The sequence below is a fragment of the Mycobacterium ulcerans subsp. shinshuense genome, assembly GCF_002355775.1.
Lineage (GTDB): Bacteria > Actinomycetota > Actinomycetes > Mycobacteriales > Mycobacteriaceae > Mycobacterium > Mycobacterium marinum.
Genome location: NZ_AP017624.1, coordinates 4,260,925 through 4,285,082, shown reverse-complemented (window position 1 = coordinate 4,285,082; position 24,158 = coordinate 4,260,925). Strand labels below are relative to the sequence as shown.

The following is a 24,158-nucleotide window of genomic DNA, read 5'->3' as shown; positions in this document are numbered from 1 at the left end:
CCGTCACAGCGTCACCTTTATCGCCACCGCAGTAGCGACGATGTTGATTGCGAACAACGCCATGAATGTAAATACGACGGTCTCGTTCACAGCGTTACCGACACCGGCCGGCCCACCGCCGACGGAGATGCCCTTGTAGCAGGCGATCAAACCGGCCGATAGCCCGAACAGGGCCGCCTTGACCAGCGCGATCACCACGTCGGTGGTGCCGATGATCAGGGTCAGGCCGGCCGCGAACGCGCCTGGTGAGACGTGCTGGATGAAGACGCAGAAAAAGTAGGCGCCGGACAGTCCGACCAGAATCACGCTGGCCGACAGCGCCAGCGACACAGTGGTTGCGGCCAACACCCGCGGCACCACCAGCGCTTGAATCGGGTCGACGCCCATCACCCGAAGTGCGTCGAGCTCCTCGCGAATGGTTCGGGCTCCCAGATCAGCGCACATGGCGGTAGCGCCGGCCCCGGCGACCACCAAGACCGTCACAATCGGTCCGATCTGTCGCACCGAGCCGAGCGCGGCCCCGGTGCCGGAGAAGTCCGCGGCACCGATCTCGGTCAACAGGATGTTCTCGATGAAGGTCAACAACACCGTGTACGGGATGGTCAACATCAGCGTCGGCAGCAGCGACACCCGCGCCACAAACCAGGCCTGCGCAATGTATTCGCGCCACGCAAACGGAGGATGGACCATCGCCACGAACGTGTCGAGCGCCATCGAGTAGAAGCCGCCAAACGCCCGCAGCGGCTTGGCCACGGCAACAGGAGCAACCATCAGCGAGTGCCCGCCTGCCCGCTGACGACAGGTATTGACTGCTGTCTTTCTTCGGTGAGCACCGTCCCTCCGAGAACACCGCAGCGATGTAAATGTGGCTGACGTTAACACTTGTGAACGTCAGAAAGCGATGGCCTTTGGACCTCATCTTGGTGTTTTTGGTGTGGTTTGATCGAGGTGTCGCGGTTAGCGCGAGTCCAGCGATGCAATCCGCGTGGCGAGGAAATGAGCATCCGATGCCCACACAGCCATCGACACCCCGATCGGGAGCCAGCCCGCAAAGCGGCCTTTCTGCCATGCGGTCCTGGCTTCCCAAACGATCGGCCATGACCGGGTTGTTGGCGGTTCTGATTGGCACAGCCGCGCCTTCGGCGTTGAGCTGGGCCACGCCACCACGAACGCCTGCCACACCCGGGCCGGCGGCGTCCTGCTCGTACCGCCTGGACCCGCCACGGCGTACCACCCTCGCGTCCGGGGTAGCCGCGGTCACCTCCAGCATCGTCGCGACCAGCTGTTCGGGCGACGCTCAGCCGGTGCGGGTGACTGCCTGCATTCGGGCCGACGGCGTGGGCACGCAATGTCACGCCGAAGCCGGTTGGACCGCGGCGGAGTTGAACTTTCGCCCGTGGCGCGCGGGGTTGACTTACATCGCGACGGGTAACGGCTGCGCCCTGGTGGGCAACCCCCCGGTACAGGTGTGCACGCAGCTGGGGCCGATCTCGGTTGGGCTGTGAGCCCGCCAGGCCCGCCGGTTGGCGGCGCTCACGTGGGTGAACCGTAGACGGCCACCACCACGGTGCGGTCCAGGCTGTTCTCCGACCAAACCCCGATCGCGGTGTATTTGCAGTCGCGCATGATCGCGAGGTAGTCGGGGTTGTTGTACCACTGATTTATCAGCTCGACACCGCTGATTGCCAAGGCCGGGTTGATTGCCACCGTTTCGGCGACATCACCGCGAAATCCGGCGGCCGCCGCCCGGTCGCTCGGTGTCGACCCATCCGATCCGATATCTCCGTCTAGGGCACGATTTCCCAGCACATCGTTGGTATGCCACTCCGCGGCCAATTGCAGGCGCGGATCAATTCGCAACTCGCTGGTGCACCCGGCCTGGTGTTGGATGGTGTAGACGTTGGCCACTACACCGTCGTTGAGTCGCTTGTTGTCGGCGTGCGCCGCCGGAGCCGTCGACAATGCCGCGCTCAGCAGCGCCAGGCCGATCATTACCGGCAGCGGCATCTGCTTTCGCAGGTGTCCACCTGCCATCCGAGGACCTCCTGTCGCCCCGCTGCCTACGGCACCACCGGCGGGCAGTTCATCGGCGCACCAGCCTCCGGTCCGCCGACTAGCTCGGCGGACCGCACGCCAAGTATCGAAATGAGGGCAGTTCCGTTTGAGCTCAATGATTGGAGTTCTCGTTCAATTGTCTGATTGGTGCAAGAATGGCGCTTGCGGTGCAAGTGTTGCACAGTTTCAGCCCGAATCAGCAGCATGCGCCGGCAGATGTGCGGCGATGCGTGCCGGGCCATTGCCGGTGATGACGCGCGGCCGATGCGCCCGACGTTCGGTTGGTCCGGTGCAACAGCATCGAACAAGTCGAGGCCGTCTTTCGGATGCTCTGGTCGCCGACGTTCACTTGCCGGTCGACTGGGCGGAAGCCAGCAACGGGCTGAGCCGATAGTCGACCAGGCGCCTCATCACCAGCCCCGTTGTGGTCTTCTCGACGCCGTCGATGTCAAGGATCTGACCTGCGATGCGGTAAAGGTCCTCGGCGTTGCGGGCGACGATGTGGACCAGCAAGTCGGTGACACCGCTGAGCCCGTGGACTTCGAGAACCTCGGGCACACCCTCGAGTGCATTGCCGATCTCGCCCAGTTTGCGTTGCGTGACGGTCACCATGATGAAGGCGGTCAGCGAATAGCCAAGTGCGGCAGGATCGATGCGGCGCTCGAAAGACTGAAGGACGCCGTCCGCTTCCAGCTTGGCCAACCGTGCGTGAATCGTGTTGCGGGCCAACCCCGTAGTGTGCGCCAGCGCGACTACGGCCGCGCGCGGATCCTTGATAAGGGCGTGCAGGATTTGCGTATCGATGTCATCGATGAGGTGTTCCCGCTTGGGCATATTGCCCTCCTTGAGGCCGAAGTAACACATCCCATGTGAGCATATTGCTCAGATTTCATCGATCTACTTGCCGAAATCATATGAGACCGTTGCACTTGCTGATTCATCTGCACAAGCCAATCTCCTAGGCGGGGCACCATGAACTCGACCACCTCAGTCGATACCAGTCGTGGAATCGTCAGTGTCGACACACTCGAGGCCATCGCCGAGCGGGTGCTGTGGCTGTCGACGTCGATGGTCCATCACGCGAACCGGGTGCGGTCGGATAGCTCGGGATTGAAGGTCGGCGGCCATCAGGCCTCGAGCGCGTCAATGGTGACCATCATGACTTCACTGTGGTTTCAACAACTGCAGGCCGGGGATCGGGTGTCGGTCAAGCCCCACGCCTCACCGGTGTTGCATAGCATCAATTACCTGCTCGGCGCGCTGGACGAAGAACACATGACCACGCTGCGTGAGTTCGGTGGCCTGCAGTCCTATCCGAGCCGGTCCAAGGATCCGGATCCGGTGGACTACTCGACCGGGTCAGTCGGGATCGGGGCAACCGCCCCGATCTGGGGGGCAGTGGCGCGCCGTTACGTCAACGCCCAGTTGGATGCCGGCGGCAACGGTCGGCAGTACTCTCTGGTCGGCGACGCCGAACTCGACGAGGGTGCGGTGTGGGAGGCCATACTGGATCCCGGGATCGCCGAACTCGGCGAAGTCGTCTGGATCGTCGACCTCAACCGCCAGTCCTTGGACCGAGTGGTGCCCAACATCGCTGCGTACCGACTCGAGACAATGTTCGACGCGGCAGGCTGGCAGGTCATAACAGTCAACTTTGGCCGACTTCTCCGGTCCCTGTTGAGCCGTCCCGGAGGGGAAGCGCTGCGCCGGCGCATCGTTGCGATGGAAAACGCGGAATACCAACGTCTGCTGCGCTGCGATGCCGAGCAGATCCGCCAGCGACTCCCCGGTGACGGTCCACTTTCCGGCGAAATCGCCGCGTTGATCGCCGACATCGATGACGCGACGCTCACGGCGGCGATCCGCAATTTGGGCGGTCACGACCTGGCCGCCCTGATCGAGGCATACCAACAGATCGATGACACCCGACCCACGGTCATCATCGCCTACACGGTCAAGGGTTTCGGCCTGCCCACAGAGGGCCATCCACAGAACCATTCCGCCCTGCTCAGCCATGACGAATACGCCGCTCTGGCAGCACGACTGGGAATGAACCCCAATAGCCCTTGGCAACGCTTCGCGCCTGAGGGCCCGATGGGGCGGCTCTGCGCCGAGACCGCAGAGCGGCTGCGGCGCGACCCGATTCCGGCCGCCGAATCCCCAACCGTCCCGAGCGACATCGGTCGTACTCCCAAAGGCGCCGCAACGACCCAGGCCGCTCTCGGCCGTGTCCTGCTCGACCTGATCCGCGAGGCACCCGACGCGGCGAAGCGTGTCGTCACGGTCAGCCCTGACGTCAGCTCGACGACCAACCTGGCTGGATGGGTGAACAAGGTCGGGGTGTGGTCGGCGAGCGAGCGACACAACTGGTTCGCCGATGATGCCCAGACTCTGATGCACTGGAACGAACGTCCCAGCGGGCAACATATGGAACTCGGCATCGCAGAGACGAACCTGGTTGGCCTGATCGGCGAACTGGGCGCCACGTGGAGTCGTTGGGGACAAACGCTTTTCCCTATCGGGGTGCTCTACGACCCATTCGTCGAGAGGGCGCTCGAACCATGGTCTTTCGGGATCTACGCGGGCGGCCAGTCCATCCTCATCGGCACTCCGTCAGGGGTCAGCCTGGCCGCCGAAGGCGGTGCACACCAGTCCATCAAGACCCCATCAATCGGGCTCGAACAACCGGGCTGCATCAGCTATGAGCCAGCGTTCGCGATCGATGTCGAATGGACCCTGCTGGCCAGCCTCGCCCGCCTCGGAAGACCCGATGGAACGTCGGCCTACCTGAGGTTGTACTCGGCCTGTGGACCAGGCCCTGGCCGCCGTACCGGATGACCCCGCCGCCCGCGAGCGTCGTCGCCGCCAGGTGGTTGCGGGTGGCTATCCGTTGCGGCGCCCAGACGGCGCGAAAGTGACCATTGCGGCGATGGGTGCGGTGATCACCGAGGCCCTTGCCGCGGCCGACCGGCTCAATCGGGCCGGGGTGCCGGCCGACGTGCTCTGCATCACCAGCCCCGGCCTGCTGTTTCAAGCGTGGCAGGCGCGTCAGGGCAGGAGATCCGCCGATACCTGGATTCTGGATCAGCTCTTCCCCGCCGACCGTGCGACACCGATGGTCACCGTCCTCGACGGACACCCTCACGCCCTTGCTTTCCTGACCAACATCCAGCAGGTCCGTTTGACCGCGTTGGGAGTATCCGGATTCGGCCAGGCCGGGACGCTCGAGGACGTCTACCGCTACCACGGCATCGACACCGACAGCATTGTGCGAGCGGCCCTGGATGTGGCTACCTAAAACCAAACGTGGGATCGCATCGATGAATGAGCGCTGCTGACGTCGATTGCGGCTTCGAATGGTTTCGGTTCGCCCGATATACCGGCAGTCACCGGAGGCCCCGTCAAATTGGTGCGCGGGCACGCGGTAAGGCCCAGACGGGCAACCTCAGGGGCGGCTGCTGGGCGGATCGCGATGATCACTCATTGCTCACAATGCCCACATTGGCCACCAGCAGAGCCGTCACGCTCTTGCGATATTCAAATGCGCTAGCGCACTCGTAGATCTCAAATGGGTTGGAATTCGGAGATCAGCCAACGGTCGCCGACCTTGTCGAGTTTCACTCGCACCGTCGATGCCATATCGGTGGGTGGGTCGTCGCCGATGACCGTGGTCTGATCCACGAAGACAAGCACCACGGCATGGCTCCAATCCGCCGATACGGTGGCGGCCGCGGGCACCCGAGCCACCGCCGAAATCCGTTGCTGTTTGGCGCCGGGGATGACCACGTCTTTGGTCAGCTGGGTGTAGGAGTCGCGGAAGGTTCCGGTGAGGTGGTCCTGGGCGGCGGTCAGGTCCTTTTCGACTGTCTCGGGCTTGTACGACAACATCGCCACCGCGCCCTCCCGGGCGGCCTGCAGCGCTTGGACCCCGGCGATCTGGGCGTAACGCATTGTGTCGTACTGCCAGCGGAGGACACCTGCGGTGATTGCCAGCAGCAGCGCGAGGCTCGGCAGCACGACCCAGGCCAACACGGCGGCCCAACTGGACTTGGGGTGGGGTCGGCGGCGTCGTGGCCGCGAGTCCTCTGGCTGGGAGGCGTCCTCGGTTTCGGCCGGGGCGTCCGCGTCGGGCTCGCCATCCGATTCCGAGTCGGGTTCGGTGTCGGGCTCTGCATCGGAGTCGGAGTCGGAGTCAGCGCCGGCCGGGTTTGATTGCGCTTCGTCCCCGGGTTCGTCCGCGGGCAGCGGCTTGCCGAATACTTCGTCGCCCGATGTTTCGGCAGACCCCTTAGCCACGGCGGCTACTTCTTCTCGCCGAGCGGCACGCGTCGGCGTGCCCGGGCGTGGAGGGTCCGTTGGGCACGGGCCTCGACATTGTTGAGGTCAATGGTGGCCACTCCATCGGCACAGTGTCCCTACCTTCCGGTGCGTGCGGCCACATTACCTTGGCACGCGAAGCCCGCTTAGGGAATTTCGCGGCGATAGACCTCGGCTTTGACCGCGAGCGGTCCGCGCCGTCAGGTCCCACATCGTCACGCCGACGCGACCGGTAGCCGCGCAGCGAAACGCCGCCGCGTTGGCAAGCTGAAAGTGCAGAAGGGCTTCTCGGGAAGATTCTGATCAACGAATGCGGCGATGTTTTTCTCATCGAGGTAACGGGCATGGCACAGTAGTGTCCGTGCGAATAACGGTGCTCGGATGTTCCGGAAGTGTCGTAGGTCCGGACTCGGCGGCGTCGGGTTATCTGCTGAGGGCTCCGGACACTCCACCGATCGTCATCGACTTCGGTGGGGGAGTGGTGGGCGCGCTGCAGCGGCATCTGGATCCCGCATCCGTGCATGTGCTTTTGTCGCATCTGCACGCCGATCATTGCCTCGATATGCCGGGGTTGTTCGTGTGGCGGCGTTACCACCCGTCGCGCCCCAAAGGTAAGGCGTTGCTATACGGCCCGAGTGACACCTGGTCTCGTTTGGGCGCGGCTTCATCACCCTTCGGCGGAGAGATCGACGATTGCTCGGACATCTTCGATGTGCGCCATTGGGTCGACGGCGAACCGGTGACCCTTGGCGGCGTCACAGTGGTCCCGACGGTGGTCGCACATCCCACTGAGTCCTACGGCATGCGCTTCACCGATTCCACCGGCGCATCGCTGGCGTACAGCGGTGACACCGGAATGTGTGATCAGCTCATCGAGCTGGCTCGCGGCGTTGACGTTTTCTTGTGCGAGGCGTCCTGGACGCACTCGCCGGATCGCCCGCCGGACTTGCACCTGTCCGGGACTGAGGCCGGGAGAGCCGCGGCCCGCGCCGGTGTTCGCGAACTGTTGCTGACCCACATCCCGCCGTGGACGTCGCGTGAGGACGTGATCAGCGAGGCCAAAGCGGAATTTGATGGCCCCGTGCACGCGGTGGTGTGCGACGAGACTTTCGAAGTCAGCCTGGGCTGAACTGCTGCGGCGGGCTCGCGGGTGGCCCGGATCGTCAGCGCCGCCCGTGCGTGTCGGGCGCCCTCGGATTGGTCTCTGTCGGTCGAGCTAGGGTTGGCGTCGTGTCCAAACGAGAAGACGGCCGCCGCGACGACGAGCTTCGCCCAGTGGTCATCACCCGAGGGTTCACCGAAAACCCCGCGGGTTCGGTACTGATCGAATTCGGTCGCACCAAGGTGATGTGCACGGCCAGCGTCACCGAAGGCGTGCCGCGCTGGCGCAAGGGGTCCGGGCTGGGGTGGCTCACCGCGGAATACGCGATGCTGCCGTCGGCAACCCACACCCGCTCAGACCGGGAATCGGTGAAAGGGCGGGTCGGCGGACGCACCCAGGAGATCAGCCGGCTGGTCGGCCGGTCGCTGCGGGCATGCATCGACTTGGCGGCGCTGGGGGAGAACACCATCGCTGTCGACTGTGACGTGTTGCAGGCGGACGGCGGCACCCGTACCGCGGCCATCACCGGTGCCTACGTGGCACTGGCAGACGCGGTGAACTACTTGGCGGCGGCCGGCAAGCTGTCGGATCCGAGGCCGTTGTCCTGCGCCATCGCTGCGGTCAGCGTGGGTGTGGTCGATGGCCGGGTTCGGGTGGACCTGCCTTACGAGGAAGACTCCCGCGCCGAGGTCGACATGAATGTCGTTGCCACCGACACCGGGACGCTGGTTGAAGTGCAGGGCACCGGTGAGGGTGCGACGTTCCCGCGGTCGACCTTGGACAAGCTGCTGGACATGGCGCTGGGGGCATGCGACACGTTGTTTGCCGCCCAGCGTGATGCCTTGGCGCTGCCGTACCCGGGTGTATTGCCCGAAGGGCCGCCGCCGTCGAAAGCGTTCGGAAGCTGAGCCTGCCAACCTGGCCTCCCGGGCCATCGAATCCGCGTGGATTCGGGGTGAAAATTGGTCGGCCGTGGGCACGTCGCTGCCGCTGGCTCGCCTTAGCTTTCGCTGACTTTAGTTGACTCAAAGTGGCTGGTCAGCGTTCCGTGCCATGCCGTTATGGTAAACTCGCGACGTCAAATTGAGTTTGCCAAAACCAATGTTCCGTCACGTTTCTAGGATCAATTAATGGTTAGTCGGCGAGTCCCACTCGAGCATGCCTTTCTCAATACCCCGTGGTGGGCAATGGGGCAGATGACGCATGGACATGCGGAACCACGCATCAACGAAGTCGCGACGCGCGCGGGCGGGTTTGCTGAACATCATCTCGGCAATCACCATCGCGTTGCTTTTGCTGCGGCCGGAAACCGATCCGGTGATCATCGTTGGTCCGTTCGTGCTTTTTGACATGTTGGCCGCGGCGGCCACGGGACTAACACCGTTGAGCCCAACCGGAATTCTGGGCACGGCGTTGACGATGGGTACTCGCCCGGTGTGGAAACCGACGCGGCCAAAACGCTTTGCGTGGTTGCTCGGTGCCGCCTTGGCGGCGACGTGTCTTGCCATGCGGCTGTTGGGGGCCTCGCCCGTGGCGATGGCGGTTGTTGTCGCGATCTGTTTTGTCCTGACCTGGTCGGAGGCCACGCTCGGATTTTGCGTGGGCTGCTACATGCACAAGTTGATTTGGGGTTGTGAGGATTGCGAGGTCCCTTACGTCAGGGGAATCGCGACACGACCGGAAATCAACCAGGAAAGTCCAGCAATAAACTTGGAAAGTCGCGCGTAGGTTCGCGACCCTGGCCGCGCGCTCGGCCAGCGCTGGGCAGCACCCAACAGACGCTGCGGATGCGATGACCCTCCGCGTCTGCAGCCGGCACCCGCGAGACGGGAGCGAGCCGAGATCGTTTCTGCAGAGGAGATGACCATGTTTCGGAGTGAGTGGTGACCAAGCTGCTGGTGGCCAGTCGCAACGCCAAGAAGCTGGCCGAACTTCGCCGGGTGCTCGATGCCGCCGGATTGTCGGGGGTGACCCTGGTGTCCCTCAATGACGTCGCGCCGTTTGATGAAGCGCCCGAAACCGGCGCGACATTCGAGGAAAATGCGCTGATCAAGGCGCGCGAAGCGTTCTCTGCGACCGGTCTGCCCAGCGTCGCCGACGACTCCGGTTTGACGGTGGCCGCGCTCAACGGGATGCCCGGCGTGCTCTCCGCCCGGTGGTCTGGCAACCACGGGGACGACGCCGGCAACACGGCGTTGTTGCTGGCCCAGTTGCGCGACGTACCCGAGCAGCGCCGCGGCGCCGCGTTCGTCTCGGCGTGCGCACTGGTCTCGGGCTCGGGCGAAGTTGTGGTGCGTGGCGAGTGGCCCGGTGCCGTTGCGCAGGAGCCGCGCGGCGCCGGCGGGTTCGGTTACGACCCGGTGTTCATCGCCGACGGCGCGAACCGCACCGCCGCCGAGCTGAGCCCGGCGGAAAAGGACGCGGTCTCCCATCGCGGGCGCGCGTTGACACTGTTGCTACCCGCACTGCGGGCCCTGGTGACAACCCAACCCTGACCCGGGGGCCGCGGGGGGCTTACACGGCGAAGCGCGTCTTGATGTCCTTGGTCTGAAAGTGCTCGACGATGATGCCCAACAGCGGGATCGTGCCGGAGAGCAGCACACCCACCGTCTTGCCGATCGGCCACCGGACCTTGACCGCCAGGTTTGCGGTGAACAGCAGGTAAGCGAAGTACACCCAGCCGTGGACTACGCCGATCCAGGTGGGCGGGTTGTCCACCTTGACGACGTAACGCACCACGATCTCGTAGCACAGCGCGATCAGCCAGATCCCGGTCGTCCACGCCATGATGCGATAGCCGACGAGGGCGCTACGGATCTTCTCGACCGGAAAGGTCGTTGTGGTCTGCTGTGCTTCGGGGGTTTCGGGTGTGGTCATGCGGTAGTCCTGTTCTGCTTTTCGGCATCATCTTCGGCCAGTGCGGCAAGGTAGGCGTTGTACTCGCGCAATGCGGGGTCGTCGGGCGCAGCCTGATCGGGCGTGGTTCGCTGCGGCAACAGTCCGGCGGGAATCTCCGTTACCGCTGCTGGGTCGCGCGGCTGCGGGGGCGTTTCCTCATAGCGCACGAACTTGCGGTAGGCGTAGACGCAGAACCAGGCGAACATGGGCCACTGCAGCGCGTAGCCGAGATTTTGGAAGCTGCCCGAGGTCGACTCGAATCGGGTCCACTGCCACCAGCCCAGCGCCAGGCAGCCGCTGGCCGCAATGATCACCAGGGCGATCAGCGCGGGCCGGCGCGCGCGGCGGCGGGGGGTGGTGGTGGACACCCCTTGATGGTACCGCGCGGGCCCGGTAGGGAGCTGATGCCGCCCGTCGCGATCAACGGCCCGACGGTCGAGTCCGCACCCGATGTCACGGTGCGTTCGGTACCGCTGACGTCTCGTGTGATGGCTGACTGGGTAATATCGCTAGGCGCGCGGGCGTGATGAAATTGGCAAACATGCCGGCTTTAGGTGCCGGTGCTCGAAAGAGCTTGAGGGTTCGAGTCCCTCCGCCCGCACCGTTGTGGTTTCCCGGGCTGACGCCCGGTGGTGCCGGTCGCGTCTGGCCGGGGCCGTTCTATCTCCTTCTGTACGTCCGGACCAGGGGTGGGCCGACGAGCGCGAAGACGTGGGGCTCTAAGGTAAGGTATCCCTTATTCTTTAAAGTAAGGCAACCCTTATTCGGTGGGGGTCCTAGGTCTGGGTGCGCATTCGATGAAAACCATGACGTCACGTATGGGCGGGGGAACGCCGCTCAACGCGATGGACGACACCATTCGAGTTGGTCGCGCGCCCGGGCCATCGCGGTCGGGTGCCGACGCGACGATCCCGGTGTCCGTGGCGCCGTCCGGACACGTGAGGTGATCGTGCTGCAACGGACCGTTGCCCATCGTCGGGTACCTACGGAGTTGGTGCGGCCGTCGTCGGCCGCGTTGATCCGCGGGCCGGTAGCGAAGACTGTGCCGGGTCGCCGGATCGGGAAAGTCGCGGTGGGGCGCACCGTCTCGAGAGAGGATCGCTGATGGCACGCGGGTTGCAAGGCGCAGTGTTGCGCGGTTTCGGCGCTCGGGATCACACCGCAACGGTGGTCGAAACGGTGTACATCGCACCGCATTTCCTGCGGATCCGGATGGTCTCGCCGACGCTTTTCGAGGATGCTCAGGCCGAACCCGCGGCCTGGCTGAGGTTTTGGTTCCCGGACCCGAAGGGGTCCAACACCGAGTATCAGCGCGCTTACACCCTCTCCGAAGCCGATGCGGCTTCCGGCCGCTTCGCGGTCGACGTGGTGCTGCACGAACCGGCCGGCCCCGCATCGCAGTGGGCCCGCACCGTGCAACCCGGCGCCACGATCGCAGTGATGTCGCTGATGGGTAGCTCGTCGCGCTTCGACGTACCCAAGGAGCAACCCGCCGGCTATTTGCTGATCGGAGACTCGGCGTCGATCCCGGGGATGAACGGGATCATCGGAACGGTTCCCGACGACGTACCAATCGAGATGTATCTCGAACAACACGACGACAACGACACGCGCATCCCCATCACGGCACATCCCCGATTGCGGGTGCATTGGGTTCGCCGCCGAGACGAGACATCGTTGGCCGAAGCAATCGAGACCAGGGACTGGTCGGACTGGTATGCGTGGGCGACGCCGGAGGCCACCGCCCTCAAACACGTTCGCAAGCGGCTGCGCGACGCATTCGGATTCCCCAAGTCCGTGGTTCACGCCCAGGCGTATTGGACCGCCGGCCGCGAGATGGGCACCTGCCGTGAAGGCGTGCCAGACGCCGCCGCAGGCGGTGCTTCGACTTGCCTCGATGACCAACCCGAAGTCGCGCTGGCGCAGGCCGAAACCCCGGAGTCGGTAGCCCAATCGCCGGTGGCGGCCACGCCGCGCGGCAGTTGGCGTGCCCAGGCCGCGGGCCGGTTGCTCGCGCCGCTACGTTTCGCCCTGATTCTGTCCGGGGTGCTGCAGGTGGTGGCCACCCTGGTGCAGCTGGCCCCGTTCGTGCTGCTGGTTGAGTTGGCCCGAATATTGTTGTCGGGGGCCCAAGAATCCCGGCTCTGGCACGTTGGGCTGGCCGCCGTTTCGCTGCTGGGCCTTGGCACGTTGCTTGGTGCCGCCCTCACGCTGTGGCTGCACGTGGTTGACGCCCGCTTTGCTCGCGGGTTGCGCGCGCGGCTGCTGGGCAAGATGTCTGGGCTGCCGTTGGGTTGGTTCACCGGGCGCGGTTCAGGTTCCATCAAGCAACTGGTGCAGGACGACACGCTGTCGCTGCACTATCTGGTTACGCACGCGATTCCGGACGCGGTCAACGCGGTGGTTGCCCCGGTGGCGGTGCTCGTCTACCTGTTCATCGTCGACTGGCGGGTTGCCCTGGTTCTGCTCATCCCGGTGCTGATGTATCTGGTGATGACGTCATCGCTTGCGGTCCAGTCCGGCTCGCGCATGGTTGCCTCGCAGCGCTGGGCCGAGCGGATGAACGATGAGGCCGGGGCCTATCTGGAGGGCCAGCCGGTGATTCGCGTCTTTGGCGGCGCCGCGGCATCGAGTTTCAAACGCCAGCTCGACGAGTACATCAAATTCCTGGTCACCTGGCAGCGTCCGCTGGTGGGCAAGAAGACCATGATGGACCTTGCGACCCGGCCTTCGACGTTCCTGTGGCTGATCGCCGTCACCGGCACGCTGCTGGTGATCAATCACCGAATGGATCCGGTAGATCTGCTGCCGTTCTTATTGCTGGGCACCACGTTCGGTGTCCGACTACTCGGCATCGCCTACGGAATCGGCGGCATCAGCGCCGGTGTGCTGGCCGCTCGCCGGCTGCAAATCACCCTCGATGAACCGGTACTGGAACAGCACACCGGGCTGGCCGAGGCCGACTCGGCGGCGATGGTGGTGTTCGACAAGGTCAGCTTCGGGTACCGGCCGGGAGTGCCGGTGATCCGGGACGTGTCGCTGCAGCTGCGTCCGGGCACCGTCACCGCGCTCGTCGGGCCTTCGGGCTCAGGCAAGTCCACCCTCGCCGCCCTGCTGGCTCGGTTCCATGATGTCGAGCAAGGTTCGATACGAGTTGGGGGACAGGATATTCGGTCGCTGAGCGCCGATGAGCTCTACGAGCGGGTCGGGCTGGTGCTGCAGGAGACTCAGCTGGTGCACGGGACTGTTGCCGAGAACATCGCGCTGGCCGTTCCCGATGCACCGGCCGCGCAGATCCAGGCCGCGGCCGGCCAGGCCCAGATCCATGACCGCGTGCTGCGGTTGCGCGATGGCTACGACACCGTGCTGGGAGCCGGCGCCGCGTTGTCGGGCGGCGAACGGCAGCGTCTCACCATCGCCCGCGCCATCCTGGCCGATACACCGGTGCTCATCCTCGACGAGGCCACCGCGTATGCGGATCCCGAATCGGAATACCTGGTGCAGCAGGCGCTTAATCGGCTGACCAAGGATCGCACCGTGCTGGTCATCGCGCACCGACTGCATACCATCACCGGAGCCGACCAGATCGTGGTCCTCGATCGTGGCCAGATCGCCGAGCGCGGTACCCACGATGAACTGCTCGCCGCCGACGGGCGCTACCGGCGGTTGTGGGAGACCGGTTGTGGCAATCAGGTGGAGCTGGCCGCGATCCAGGAGGGCGCACGATGATCCGCACCTGGATAGGGCTGGTGCCGGCGGACCGCCGCGGCAAGTTGATCCTGTGCGCCGCGGTTGGGGTGCTTTCGGTTGTGGTCCGCGCGATCGGCACGGTGCTGCTGGTTCCGCTCATTGGTGCCCTGTTCAGCAGCACCCCACGGCAGGCGTTGGTGTGGCTGGGCTGGCTGACCGCTGCGACGGTATCCGGGTGGGTGATCGATGCCATCGGCGCACGCGTCGGTTTCGAGCTGGGGTTCGCTGTGCTCGACCATTCCCAGCGCGGTGTGGCAGACCGGCTGCCCGGTGTGCGACTGGACTGGTTCACCGCAGACAACACGGCGACCGCCCGCCAAGCGATCGCCGCCAGCGGGCCCGAACTGGTGGGACTGGTGGTCTACCTGCTGACGCCGCTGGTCTCGGCGGTCCTGCTGCCACTGGCCATCGGGCTGGCGCTGCTTCCCATTTCCTGGCAGCTGGGATTGGCCGCGCTTGCCGGTGTGCCCCTGCTGCTGGGTGCACTGTGGGCGTCGGGGCGATTTGCTCGACGTGCCGACAAGGTCGCCGACGAAGCCAATATTGCGCTCACTGAGCGCATCATCGAGTTCGCCCGAACCCAACAGGCGCTACGTGCCGCGCGTCGTGTCGAGCCTGCCCGCAGCCTGGTCGGATCCGCGCTTGCGCGCCAGCACGGCTCGTTGATGCGGTTGTTCGCCATGCAGGTTCCCGGCCAGCTGCTGTTCAGCATCGCCAGCCAGCTGGCGCTCATCGTGCTGGCCGGAGCGACCGCGGCGCTGACCGTGGACGGCACGCTGACGGTTCCCGAGGCGATCGCCCTGATTGTCGTGATTGCCCGTTACCTGGAGCCCTTCACCGCCGTGAGCGAGCTCGCTCCCGCGCTGCAGAGTGTGCGCGCCATGCTCGATCGCATCCGGTCGGTGTTGACGGCGCCGGCCGTGGCGGCCGGGACCGCCACGCTGGATGACGGCCCTGCGGCGGCGCGGATCGAATTCGACCACGTCGCATTCAGCTACGACGGCGCCACCGAGCCGGTGCTTGACGGGGTCAGTTTTTGCTTGCAGCCGGGTACCACGACTGCGATCGTGGGCCCCTCGGGATCGGGAAAGAGCACGATCCTGGCGCTGATTGCGGGTCTGCACCAGCCGACCGGAGGCCGCATCCTGATTGACGGAGCCGACGCCGCGACGCTGGATGCGCACACCCGTCGCACGCTGTCGAGCGTGGTGTTCCAGCATCCCTACCTGTTTCATGGCTCGATCCGCGAGAACGTGCTGGCGGGAAACCCGGGTGCGGACCAGGATCAATTGGGGCGGGCGATCCGCTTGGCTCGGGTTGACGAGCTGATCGACAGGCTGCCGGACGGCGCTGACACCGTTGTGGGCGAAGCCGGTTCCGCGCTGTCGGGCGGTGAGCGCCAACGGGTCAGCATCGCGCGCGCCCTGCTCAAGGACGCCCCGATGCTGCTGGTCGACGAAGCAACCAGCGCGCTGGACACCGAGAACGAGGTCGCGGTGGTCGATGCACTCACGGCCGATCCGCAATCACGCACCCGGGTGATCGTCGCCCACCGACTGGCGAGCATTCGTCATGCCGACCGCGTGCTCTTCGTCGAGGATGGTCGAGTGGTCGAGGACGGATCGATCGATGAGCTGCTCGCCGCCCAGGGGCGCTTCCATGAGTTCTGGCGACAGCAGCACGATGCCGCCGAATGGCGGATCCGCACCGGCTAGATCAGGTCGGCCGAAACTGATGCCGTATGGCTTACAGTTGCTAGGTGGCCGCCTTGGTTTCCATCCCTCGCCACCCCACCGACGTAACCCCGCCGTGGCTGCCGGCGGTCCTTGGCGAACGCGGCACACCGGTCGGGGTATCGGGAGTCGATGTGGTCCCGATCGGCACCGGGCAGACCGGAGCCACCTATCGGCTGACCGTCACCTATGACCCGGATCCGGCGGGTCTGCCGGACACCTTTGTGATCAAATTGCCGGCTCAGGATGACACCGTGCGGGACCGAGTCGTCGTCGGTTATCGCAGCGAATGTGCGTTCTATTCTTCGGTTGCCAATCGGGTCCGGGTTCCGACCCCCCGGCTGCTTTTACTGCGAGATCACAGAAGATGCAATGGATTTCGCGCTGCTGCTGGAGGATCAGGCGCCCGCGGTGCAGGGCGACCAGCTCACGGGCTGCGGCGAACGGGAGGCGCGGCTGGCCGTCGTTGCGCTGGCCGGGCTGCAAGGGCCGAGCTGGTGTGATCCGGTTTGGCTGGACCAGCCCGGGATCGCATTCCCTTTCCCGGATGAACCTTTCGCCAACGGTCTTGGTGAGGTGGCGCGGATGAGTGCGGAGATCACCCTGGACAAGCTCGGTGATCGGCTCAGCGCCGCCGACCGCGAAACCTTCACCGAGACCATGAATCTGGTGACGCCGTGGTTGCTCGCCGAGCGGGACCGGTTTGCGCTGCTGCACGGCGACTACCGGCTCGACAATCTATTGTTCGACCCTGACCTGCGCCGCGTCGCCGTGGTCGACTGGCAAACCCTTGGTATCGGCCTTCCGGCTCGAGACCTTGGGTACTTCACGGCAACCAGCCTGAATTCCCAGCTGCGTTCGGACATCGAGGAAAGCCTGGTCGATGACTACCACCGAAAGCTGTTGAGCTACGGCGTCACCGGATATGACTGGGAAACATGCTGGCGCGACTACCGACTGGGCATGCCGCACACGGTCCTCATCTCGGCCCTCGGATTTGCTTTCGCCACCGCCACCGAGCGTGGCGACGAGATGGTGTTGACCATGCTGGGGCGAGGTTGTCAGGCCATCCGGGATCTAGAGACGCTAGAGCTGATCGGCTGAGGTCATCGATTCGCGGCCTTGATCAGGTTGGACCCGATGATCAGTTGCTGAATCTCGCTGGTGCCCTCATACAGCCGCAGCAGACGGACATCGCGGTAGATGCGCTCGACCGGAACTCCGCGCATGTATCCACTGCCGCCGTGAATCTGCACCGCGAGATCGGCCACCTTACCGGTCATTTCGGTGCAGAATAGTTTCGCCGCCGACGGCGCGATCCGCCGATCCGCTCCGGAGACCCACATCCGTGCGGCGTCGCGCACCAATGCGCGGCCCGCCAGCACGCCGGTCTGCTGGTCGGCGAGCATCGCCTGGACCAGTTGAAAGCTGCCGATCGTCACACCGCCCTGGGTTGCGGTGGATGCGTACGCCACGGACTCGTCGAGCGCACGTTGTGCGGCGCCCACCGCGATCGCGGCTATGTGTACCCGGCCGCGGGCCAACGAGGTCATTGCGGCTCGATAGCCGATGTCCTCGCTGCCGCCGACCAGCGCGGCGTCGTCAACCCGGACGTCGGTGAAGCTGACGTCAGCGGTCCACGCGCCTTCCTGGCCCTTCTTGGCGTCCTTGGCGCCCACCTCGACACCGGCGCTCTGCGCGGGCACCAGGAACACGGCGATGCCCGGGCTATTGTCGCTGGCGGGCCGAGTGCGCGCGAACACCACGAACAGGTCGGCGACGGGCGCATTGGTGATGAAACGCTTTTGCCCCGTAATCAGCCAATCAACGCCGTCGCGAACGGCTTTGGTGCGCAGGCCGGCGGGGCTGGATCCGGCTCCCGGTTCGGTCAGGGCAAAAGAGGCGACGACGTCGCCGGACGCGATGGGCTCCAACCAGCGCGCCTTCTGCTCATCGGTGCCGAACCCGACTAGCACTTGCCCGGCGATGCCGTTGTTGGTGCCGAACATCGACCGCACTGCCAGTGAGGTGTAGCCCAATTCCATGGCCAGCTCGACGTCCTGCACCAGATTCAGCCCAAGACCGCCCCACTGCGGCGGTATCGCGTATCCGAACAGTCCCATCTGTTTGGCCTGGTCACGTAGGTCTTCGGGAACCCGGTCCTCGTCGAGGATCTGCTGCTCACGCGGCAGCACAACCGAGCGAACGAAGTGGCGGGTCTGGGCCAGGATCTGCGCAAAGTCCTCGTCGGATACCTGGGGGGCGGTCATGGGCGGATGCTCCTTCTGGGGTGGGCGCCTGGGCACCGCTGTCACGGCAAGATCATATATGAAATATGATATTTGACTGACCGAGCCCTCCGAGGGCCAGAAGACGTAGGGAAGTGTGATGTCGGTGTCGTTGCTGAACGGTCAGATCGCGGTAGTTACCGGTGGGGCCCAGGGCTTGGGCTTGGCGATCGCGGAGCGGTTCGTTTCCGAGGGTGCTCGGGTAGTCCTTGGTGATGTGAACCTCGAGGCGACTGAGGCCGCGGCCAAGCAGCTGGGCGGCGGGGAGGTCGCGGTGGCGGTGCGGTGTGACGTGACCAAGGCCGACGAGGTCGAGACGCTGCTGCAGGCCGCGCTGGAACGGTTCGGCGGCTTGGACATCATGGTCAACAACGCCGGCATCACTCGTGACGCGACGATGCGCAAAATGACCGAGGAGCAGTTCGATCAGGTCATCGATGTGCACCTGAAGGGCACCTGGAACGGCATCCGGCTGGCCGCGGCCATCATGCGTGAAAACAAGCGCGGCGCAATCGTCAATATGTCGTCGGTGTCGGGCAAGGTGGGGATGGTCGGCCAGACCAACTACTCCGCCGCCAAAGCCGGGATCGTCGGGATGACCAAGGCGGCCGCCAAAGAACTCGCCCACGTCGGTGTCCGGGTCAATGCCATCGCTCCGGGCTTGATCCGGTCGGCGATGACAGAAGCCATGCCGCAACGTATCTGGGACCAGAAGTTGGCTGAAGTGCCGATGGGGCGAGCCGGCGAACCCAGCGAAATCGCTAGTGTTGCCTTGTTTTTGGCCTGCGATCTGTCCTCGTATATGACCGGCACCGTGCTGGACGTGACGGGAGGACGGTTCATATGAGTGCCGCTATGCGCCAGGCTGTCATCTGCGAACCCGTCCGCACACCGATCGGTCGCTACGGCGGAATGTTCAAGTCACACAGCGCTGTTGATCTGGGCGTCGTCGCGCTGCGCGGACCGCTCGATCGCACCGGCCTGGCGCCCGCTGCGGTCGGGGATGTGATCCTCGGGCACTGCTACCCCAGCAGCGAGGCCCCGGCCATCGGACGGGTGGTGGCGCTGGATGCCGGCCTGCGGGTGACGGTTCCCGGTATGCAGGTCGATCGGCGCTGCGGATCCGGGCTACAAGCGGTGATTCAGGCCTGCCAGCAAGTCAGCAGCGGCGATAGCGACCTCGTCGTTGCCGGAGGCTGCGAAAGCATGAGCAATGTCACTTTCTATTCCACCGATATGCGCTGGGGCGGTGCCCGCGGCGGAATACGCGTGCACGACAGACTGGCTCGCGGCCGCGTCACCGCGGGTGGAAGACACTACCCGGCGCCGGGCGGGATGCTGGAGACCGCCGAGAATCTACGGCGTCAGTATGGTATTTCGCGTTTGGGGCAAGACGAGCTGGCGGTGACATTGCATCAGCGTGCGGTCGCAGCCCAGAAGGATGGAATTTTCGCCGAGGAGACCATTGCCGTTCCGGTGCGAACCCGCCAAGGCGAGGAAATGATCGACACCGACGAACATCCATGCGCCGACACCTCGGTGGAGGCCCTGAGCGGGCTCAAACCCGTTCTGCACCAAGATGATCCCGAAGCGACGGTGACGGCGGGCAATGCCAGCGGGCAAAACGACGCCGCATCGATGTGCGTGGTGACCACACCGGAGAAGGCCGACGAGTACGGGCTGAGACCTTTGGTGCGTTTGGTGTCCTGGGGCCTGGCCGGGGTGGCGCCCGACGTCATGGGCATCGGTCCGGTACCAGCCACCGAGGCCGCGCTCGCCAAGGCGGCTCTGCGCTTGGCCGACATCGATCTGATCGAACTCAACGAGGCGTTTGCCGCCCAAGCGCTCGCGGTGATGCGGGAATGGAACTTCGGCGCCGCCGACCGCGACCGAACCAACGTGCACGGGTCGGGTATTTCGCTGGGCCACTCGGTGGGCGCGACCGGTGCCAGAATGCTGGCCACCCTGGCTCGTGAACTCACTCGCCGTCAGGCGCGCTACGGGCTGGAGACGATGTGTATCGGTGGCGGCCAGGGCCTGGCGGCGATCTTCGAGCGGGTCGGGTAGCCATGCCTGGGCCGGACTTGCCGCTGAGCGGCATTAGCGTTGTAGAGGTATCCAGCTTCGTCGCGGCGCCGCTGTGCGGCATGACGCTGAGCCAGCTGGGTGCGCAGGTTATCCGCGTCGACCCGATCGGCGGTGCCTCCGATATCCGCCGCTGGCCCCTGGCGGCCAGCGGCACATCGATCTACTGGACCGGGCTGACAAGGGCAAGCGTTCGGCCACCATCGATCTGCGCTCGGCAGCAGGACAGCGGCTGGTCCAGCGCCTCGTCCTGGAAGGCGACGGAGTCGTGGTGACCAATGCCAGCCTGCCCTGGCTCAGCCACGAAGTATTGGCCGCCACGCGTTCTGACGTCATCCATCTGCAGTTGCTGGGACGGCGAGACGGCGGTACCGGGGTGGACTACACCGTCAACGCGGCGACCGGATTCCCGCTCGTCACCGGTCCGGCCGACCATGCCGGCCCGATCAACCATGTGCTGCCCGCGTGGGACGTTAGTTGTGGGCTCTACGCCGCGCTCGCCGTGGTTGCCGCGCTGCGCCGCCGCGACCAGACCGGGGCGGGAGCTCAGATCAGTTTGGCGTTGGAGGACGTGGCGCTGGCCACGGCGGGGAACCTGGGCCTGCTGACCGAGCCGCAGGTCAACGGTACCCAGCGTGAGCGGCTGGGTAACTCCATCTACGGCCAGTACGGCCAGGACTTCGCCAGCCGCGACGGGACATCGTTCATGGTCATCACGCTGACCCGTCGGCACTTTCGCGATCTGGTCGACGTGACCGGCACCGGTCCGGCGGTAACGGCGCTGGCCGAGGCGCTGGGGGTGGACTTCGATGCCGAAGGCGATCGATACCGATACCGCAGCGTGCTCAATGGTCTGTTCGCCGCCTGGTTCGCCGATCACACGGCCGAGCAGATCGGTGCGGCATTGTCAGCCACGACTGTGCTCTTCGAGCGGTACCGAACTTTCGCGGAGGTGGCAGCCGATCCGAAAGTGACTGCCAACCCGTTGTTTTCTCAACTGAGCCAGCCCGGTGTGGGGGACTACCTTGCTCCGGGCCTGCCGACCGCTTTCGACGGGTGTCACCCCGCAGGTGCGCCCGCCCCGGCGCTCGGAGAACACACCGCCGACGTGTTGACCGAGTACCTGGGTTTGACGACGGCAGATATCGCCCGTTTGGCCAGCGCCAAGACGATCGGCGGTCCAGACGGCCAGCAAGATAAGGAGTACGCGTGACCAAACTCGCTCAGACACTGGGCCTAACCGAACTACAGGCCGAGATTGTCGCGACGGTAAGGCAATTCGTCGACAAGGAAGTGATTCCCAACGCGTCCGAGCTGGAACGCAAGGATGCCTATCCGCACGAGATAGTCGAGCAGATGCGTTCCATCGGCCTTTTCGGCCTGATGATTCCGGAGCAGTACGGCGGGCTGGGCGAGTCGCTGCTGACCTACGCGTTGTGCGTGGAGGAGCTGGCCCGTGGCTGGATGAGCGTGTCAGGTGTGCTCAACACCCACTTCATTGTGGCCTACATGCTGCGCCAGCATGGCACCGAGGAGCAGCGGCAACGCTTTCTGCCGCGGATGGCCACCGGGGAGTCCCGCGGTGCGTTCTCGATGTCAGAGCCCGAACTGGGCTCCGATGTTGCCGCGATCCGCACCCGGGCCACGCGTGGCGCGGACGGCAACTACACCATTGACGGGCAGAAGATGTGGCTGACCAACGGTGGCAGTTCGACATTGGTAGCGGTGCTGGTGCGAACCGACGAAGGCGCTGCCCAGCCGCACCGCAACCTGACCGCATTTCTGGTCGAGAAGCCAACCGGGTTCGGGGAAGTGTTGCCGGGCCTGACAATTCCGGGAAATATCGACAAGCTGGGCTACAAAGGCATCGATACCACCGAGCTCATATTCGATGGCTATCGGGCAACCGCTGACGACATCCTCGGTGGCACCCCGGGACAGGGTTTCTTTCAGATGATGGACGGAATCGAGGTCGGCCGGGTGAACGTATCGGCGCGAGCCTGCGGGGTTGGCCTGCGCGCCTTCGAGCTGGCGGTTCGCTACGCGCAACAACGCCACACCTTCGGCAAGCCGATCGCCGAGCACCAGGCCATTTCATTCCAGTTGGCCGAGATGGCGACCAAGGTCGAGGCGGCACACCTGATGATGGTCCACGCGGCGCAGCTGAAGGACTCCGGTGAGCGCAATGACGTCGCGGCTGGAATGGCTAAATATCTTGCCAGCGAATATTGTTCGGAAGTCACCCAGCAGAGCTTCCGCATCCACGGCGGCTACGGATACTCAAAGGAGTACGAGATCGAGCGGCTGATGCGTGATGCACCATTCCTGCTCATCGGCGAGGGCACCAGCGAAATTCAGAAGTCCATCATCAGCAAGCGGCTACTGCACGAGTACCGAGAGTAGGGCTAGTAGGGCGATGACTGATCCGGAATTCGCGGCGCGGCCACAACTTTCCGACGACGTTGCGCGATACGTCCGCAAGAGGATATACGAAGGCAACTACGCCGCGGGCAAATACATACGGCTGGACCAGTTAGCGGCCGAGTTGGGGATCAGTGTCACACCGGTGCGTGAGGCGCTGTTCGCACTTCGCGCCGAAGGCCTGGTTGCCCAACAGCCGCATCGCGGCTTCGTGGTGTTGCCGCTGACCAAGCGCGACCTTGCCGATGTCGCATATGTGCAGGCTCACGTTGGCGGCGAGCTGGCGGCGCGGGCCGCGATCAACATCGGCGCCGCGCAGCTAGCTGAACTGCAGCAGATACAAGCGCAGCTTGAGGAAGCCTACGCCGCTGACGACGACGAGCGGACGGTCCGGTTGAACCACGAGTTCCACCGCGCCATCAATCTTGCTGCGGATTCTCCGCGGCTCTCCCAACTGATGTCACAGATCACCCGCTACCAACCCGAATCGGTGTTCCCCGGCATCGAGCACTGGCCCGCCCGGGCGGTCAAAGACCATCGGCGGGTGTTGGTGGCGCTGAAGAAACACGATGACAAGGCTGCCCGAACCGCGATGTCAGAACACCTCGCCTCCAGCGCAGTTCCGTTGATCGACCATCTCATCGCCCGGGGAGTGGTTGCGGAGTCGGCGCCGTCCGGGTCCGCGGCCGAGCGGGCCCGAGGGGGCTAGCGCCCGGTGCTGGCTCGGCCCCGTGGGCCGGACGGGAGGGTCACCCTTCGCGCGCCAGGCCTGCCGGTTGCTGCCCCGGTGTGGTGTTTGCTGGGTCCGGTCGAATATCCGCACCCAGTTTGGTGCGATCTGTTGTTGCCCGAGTGCGTCGGGGAATACGCTGCGTATAGGGCGGGCAACGCTACCGGGAGAGGAACACCATGGCCCTAGCGTCTTTGTCTGGCGCAACCGCCGGAATTGTTGCTTGTATGACAGCCTGCGTGTTCGCCGCACCGACCGTTGCCGATCCAGGTGATCAGATACCCGGGAATGGGGTATTTCTCGTCGGCACCGACATGCTGCCGGGCACCTACCGCACCGAGGGGCCGGCCAATCCGCTCATCTTGGTCTTCGGACGGGTATCGGAGCTTTCGACCTGCTCGTGGTCGACTCCCAGCACACCCGCGGCGAGCACCGATGACATCATCGACACCAATACCTCCATGGGGCCGATGTCGGTGGTGATCCCGCCAACGGTCGCGGCCTTTCAAACGATGAACTGCAAACTCTGGATGCGGGTCGGATAGCCCCACCCGAGCTGCGGTCAATGTTGGAGAATCGTTTTGCGCCTGCGTAGATCGCCTCGTCCGTCCAGGCGTAAGTGGTCTGCATCGGCAACGGGCCCCGGGCCGTGTGCATCACGAATCGGTGGGCCGGGTCCAACTCGAGTGGCTTTGGCATCTGCCACCGCACAGCTTTGATGTTCGCATACCACTGGGTGGCGTTGTCCGGACTGCAGCAGTGCTCGGCGACTACGGTGC

Annotated in this window: 19 protein-coding genes, 1 tRNA gene and 3 pseudogenes; 16 read left to right on the top strand and 7 right to left on the bottom strand. The window is 64.9% G+C overall.

The genetic code is table 11. The features are described from left to right. Positions 1–3: 3 nt before the first annotated feature. A complete protein-coding gene (locus SHTP_RS19135; RefSeq protein WP_012395639.1) occupies positions 4–771 on the bottom strand; it encodes an MlaE family ABC transporter permease in 768 nt (255 codons plus the stop codon). Positions 772–1,097: 326 nt separating this feature from the next. On the opposite strand from SHTP_RS19135, the gene SHTP_RS19130 reads away from it, so the two are divergent. Next, the gene (locus SHTP_RS19130; RefSeq protein ID WP_036450344.1) at positions 1,098–1,505 is read left to right on the top strand and encodes a hypothetical protein; all 408 of its coding nucleotides are present in this window, start codon (positions 1,098–1,100) and stop codon (positions 1,503–1,505) included. A gap of 28 nt (positions 1,506–1,533) precedes the next feature. Here the strand turns inward: SHTP_RS19130 and SHTP_RS19125 are convergent, their stop codons facing one another. Together SHTP_RS19125 and SHTP_RS19115 are read right to left on the bottom strand one after the other, a co-directional pair. Then, a complete protein-coding gene (locus SHTP_RS19125) occupies positions 1,534–2,007 on the bottom strand; it encodes a CAP domain-containing protein (RefSeq protein ID WP_036451040.1) in 474 nt (157 codons plus the stop codon). Between the two features lie 393 nt (positions 2,008–2,400). Then, on the bottom strand, positions 2,401–2,889 hold the full coding sequence (locus SHTP_RS19115; RefSeq protein WP_096372553.1) for an Lrp/AsnC family transcriptional regulator: 489 nt from the start codon (positions 2,887–2,889) through the stop codon (positions 2,401–2,403). Between the two features lie 138 nt (positions 2,890–3,027). On the opposite strand from SHTP_RS19115, the pseudogene SHTP_RS19110 reads away from it, so the two are divergent. Further along, positions 3,028–5,353 (top strand): annotated as a pseudogene (locus SHTP_RS19110) (transketolase-like TK C-terminal-containing protein). A gap of 266 nt (positions 5,354–5,619) precedes the next feature. Here SHTP_RS19110 and SHTP_RS19105 read toward each other — a convergent pair. After that, entirely contained in the window at positions 5,620–6,351 is a 732-nt protein-coding gene (locus tag SHTP_RS19105; RefSeq protein ID WP_096371458.1) for an Rv1363c family protein, read from the bottom strand. A 376-nt stretch (positions 6,352–6,727) separates the two neighbouring features. Between SHTP_RS19105 and SHTP_RS19100 the strand changes: the two genes are divergently transcribed. From SHTP_RS19100 to rdgB, 4 genes are all read left to right on the top strand, one after another. Further along, positions 6,728–7,501 carry a cyclic nucleotide-degrading phosphodiesterase gene (locus SHTP_RS19100; protein WP_011741585.1) on the top strand — a complete coding sequence of 258 codons (774 nt, stop codon included), beginning with the start codon at positions 6,728–6,730 and terminating at the stop codon, positions 7,499–7,501. Between the two features lie 101 nt (positions 7,502–7,602). Beyond that, on the top strand, positions 7,603–8,382 hold the full coding sequence (gene rph, locus SHTP_RS19095) for a ribonuclease PH (RefSeq protein WP_015356669.1): 780 nt from the start codon (positions 7,603–7,605) through the stop codon (positions 8,380–8,382). Positions 8,383–8,677: 295 nt separating this feature from the next. Beyond that, positions 8,678–9,202 carry a DUF4395 domain-containing protein gene (locus SHTP_RS19090; protein ID WP_015356668.1) on the top strand — a complete coding sequence of 175 codons (525 nt, stop codon included), beginning with the start codon at positions 8,678–8,680 and terminating at the stop codon, positions 9,200–9,202. A gap of 152 nt (positions 9,203–9,354) precedes the next feature. Further along, a complete protein-coding gene (rdgB, locus tag SHTP_RS19085) occupies positions 9,355–9,969 on the top strand; it encodes an RdgB/HAM1 family non-canonical purine NTP pyrophosphatase (RefSeq protein WP_011741582.1) in 615 nt (204 codons plus the stop codon). A 19-nt stretch (positions 9,970–9,988) separates the two neighbouring features. On the opposite strand, the gene SHTP_RS19080 is transcribed toward rdgB, so the two are convergent. Both SHTP_RS19080 and SHTP_RS19075 read right to left on the bottom strand, forming a co-directional pair. Further along, complete coding sequence (locus tag SHTP_RS19080) at positions 9,989–10,351, bottom strand: DUF3817 domain-containing protein (protein WP_012395630.1); 363 nt, start codon at positions 10,349–10,351, stop codon at positions 9,989–9,991. After that, entirely contained in the window at positions 10,348–10,740 is a 393-nt protein-coding gene (locus tag SHTP_RS19075; protein ID WP_012395629.1) for a hypothetical protein, read from the bottom strand. The genes SHTP_RS19080 and SHTP_RS19075 overlap by 4 nt, the downstream gene beginning before the upstream one ends. Before the next feature lie 149 nt (positions 10,741–10,889). Between SHTP_RS19075 and SHTP_RS19070 the strand changes: the two genes are divergently transcribed. The 4 genes and pseudogenes from SHTP_RS19070 (at position 10,890) to SHTP_RS19055 (ending at position 16,959) form a co-directional block, all read left to right on the top strand. Then, positions 10,890–10,973, top strand: a tRNA-Leu gene (locus SHTP_RS19070). A gap of 503 nt (positions 10,974–11,476) precedes the next feature. Further along, on the top strand, positions 11,477–14,101 hold the full coding sequence (locus SHTP_RS19065) for an ABC transporter ATP-binding protein/permease (protein WP_096371457.1): 2,625 nt from the start codon (positions 11,477–11,479) through the stop codon (positions 14,099–14,101). Next, the gene (locus SHTP_RS19060; RefSeq protein WP_096371456.1) at positions 14,098–15,837 is read left to right on the top strand and encodes an ABC transporter ATP-binding protein; all 1,740 of its coding nucleotides are present in this window, start codon (positions 14,098–14,100) and stop codon (positions 15,835–15,837) included. Before SHTP_RS19065 ends, SHTP_RS19060 begins: the two co-directional genes overlap by 4 nt. A gap of 53 nt (positions 15,838–15,890) precedes the next feature. After that, positions 15,891–16,959, top strand: a pseudogene (locus SHTP_RS19055) (phosphotransferase family protein). A 2-nt stretch (positions 16,960–16,961) separates the two neighbouring features. On the opposite strand, the gene SHTP_RS19050 reads toward SHTP_RS19055, so the two are convergent. Then, positions 16,962–18,125, bottom strand: coding sequence for an acyl-CoA dehydrogenase family protein (locus SHTP_RS19050; protein WP_096371455.1), 1,164 nt, complete (start codon positions 18,123–18,125; stop codon positions 16,962–16,964). A 118-nt stretch (positions 18,126–18,243) separates the two neighbouring features. Between SHTP_RS19050 and fabG the strand changes: the two genes are divergently transcribed. The 6 genes and pseudogenes from fabG (at position 18,244) to SHTP_RS19020 (ending at position 23,924) form a co-directional block, all read left to right on the top strand. Then, positions 18,244–18,990: a 3-oxoacyl-ACP reductase FabG gene (gene fabG, locus SHTP_RS19045; protein WP_096372552.1), complete on the top strand. Its 747-nt coding sequence runs from the start codon at positions 18,244–18,246 to the stop codon at positions 18,988–18,990. Further along, positions 18,987–20,210: an acetyl-CoA C-acetyltransferase gene (locus SHTP_RS19040; protein WP_096371454.1), complete on the top strand. Its 1,224-nt coding sequence runs from the start codon at positions 18,987–18,989 to the stop codon at positions 20,208–20,210. Before fabG ends, SHTP_RS19040 begins: the two co-directional genes overlap by 4 nt. 2 nt (positions 20,211–20,212) lie before the next feature. After that, positions 20,213–21,441: pseudogene (locus SHTP_RS19035) on the top strand (CoA transferase). Then, on the top strand, positions 21,438–22,631 hold the full coding sequence (locus tag SHTP_RS19030; protein ID WP_096371453.1) for an acyl-CoA dehydrogenase family protein: 1,194 nt from the start codon (positions 21,438–21,440) through the stop codon (positions 22,629–22,631). The pseudogene SHTP_RS19035 and the gene SHTP_RS19030 overlap by 4 nt, the downstream one beginning before the upstream one ends. 13 nt (positions 22,632–22,644) lie before the next feature. Further along, positions 22,645–23,358, top strand: coding sequence for a GntR family transcriptional regulator (locus SHTP_RS19025; protein ID WP_012395620.1), 714 nt, complete (start codon positions 22,645–22,647; stop codon positions 23,356–23,358). Between the two features lie 200 nt (positions 23,359–23,558). Further along, complete coding sequence (locus tag SHTP_RS19020; RefSeq protein ID WP_015356655.1) at positions 23,559–23,924, top strand: Rv1352/Rv1906c domain-containing protein; 366 nt, start codon at positions 23,559–23,561, stop codon at positions 23,922–23,924. Positions 23,925–24,158 lie beyond the last annotated feature (234 nt).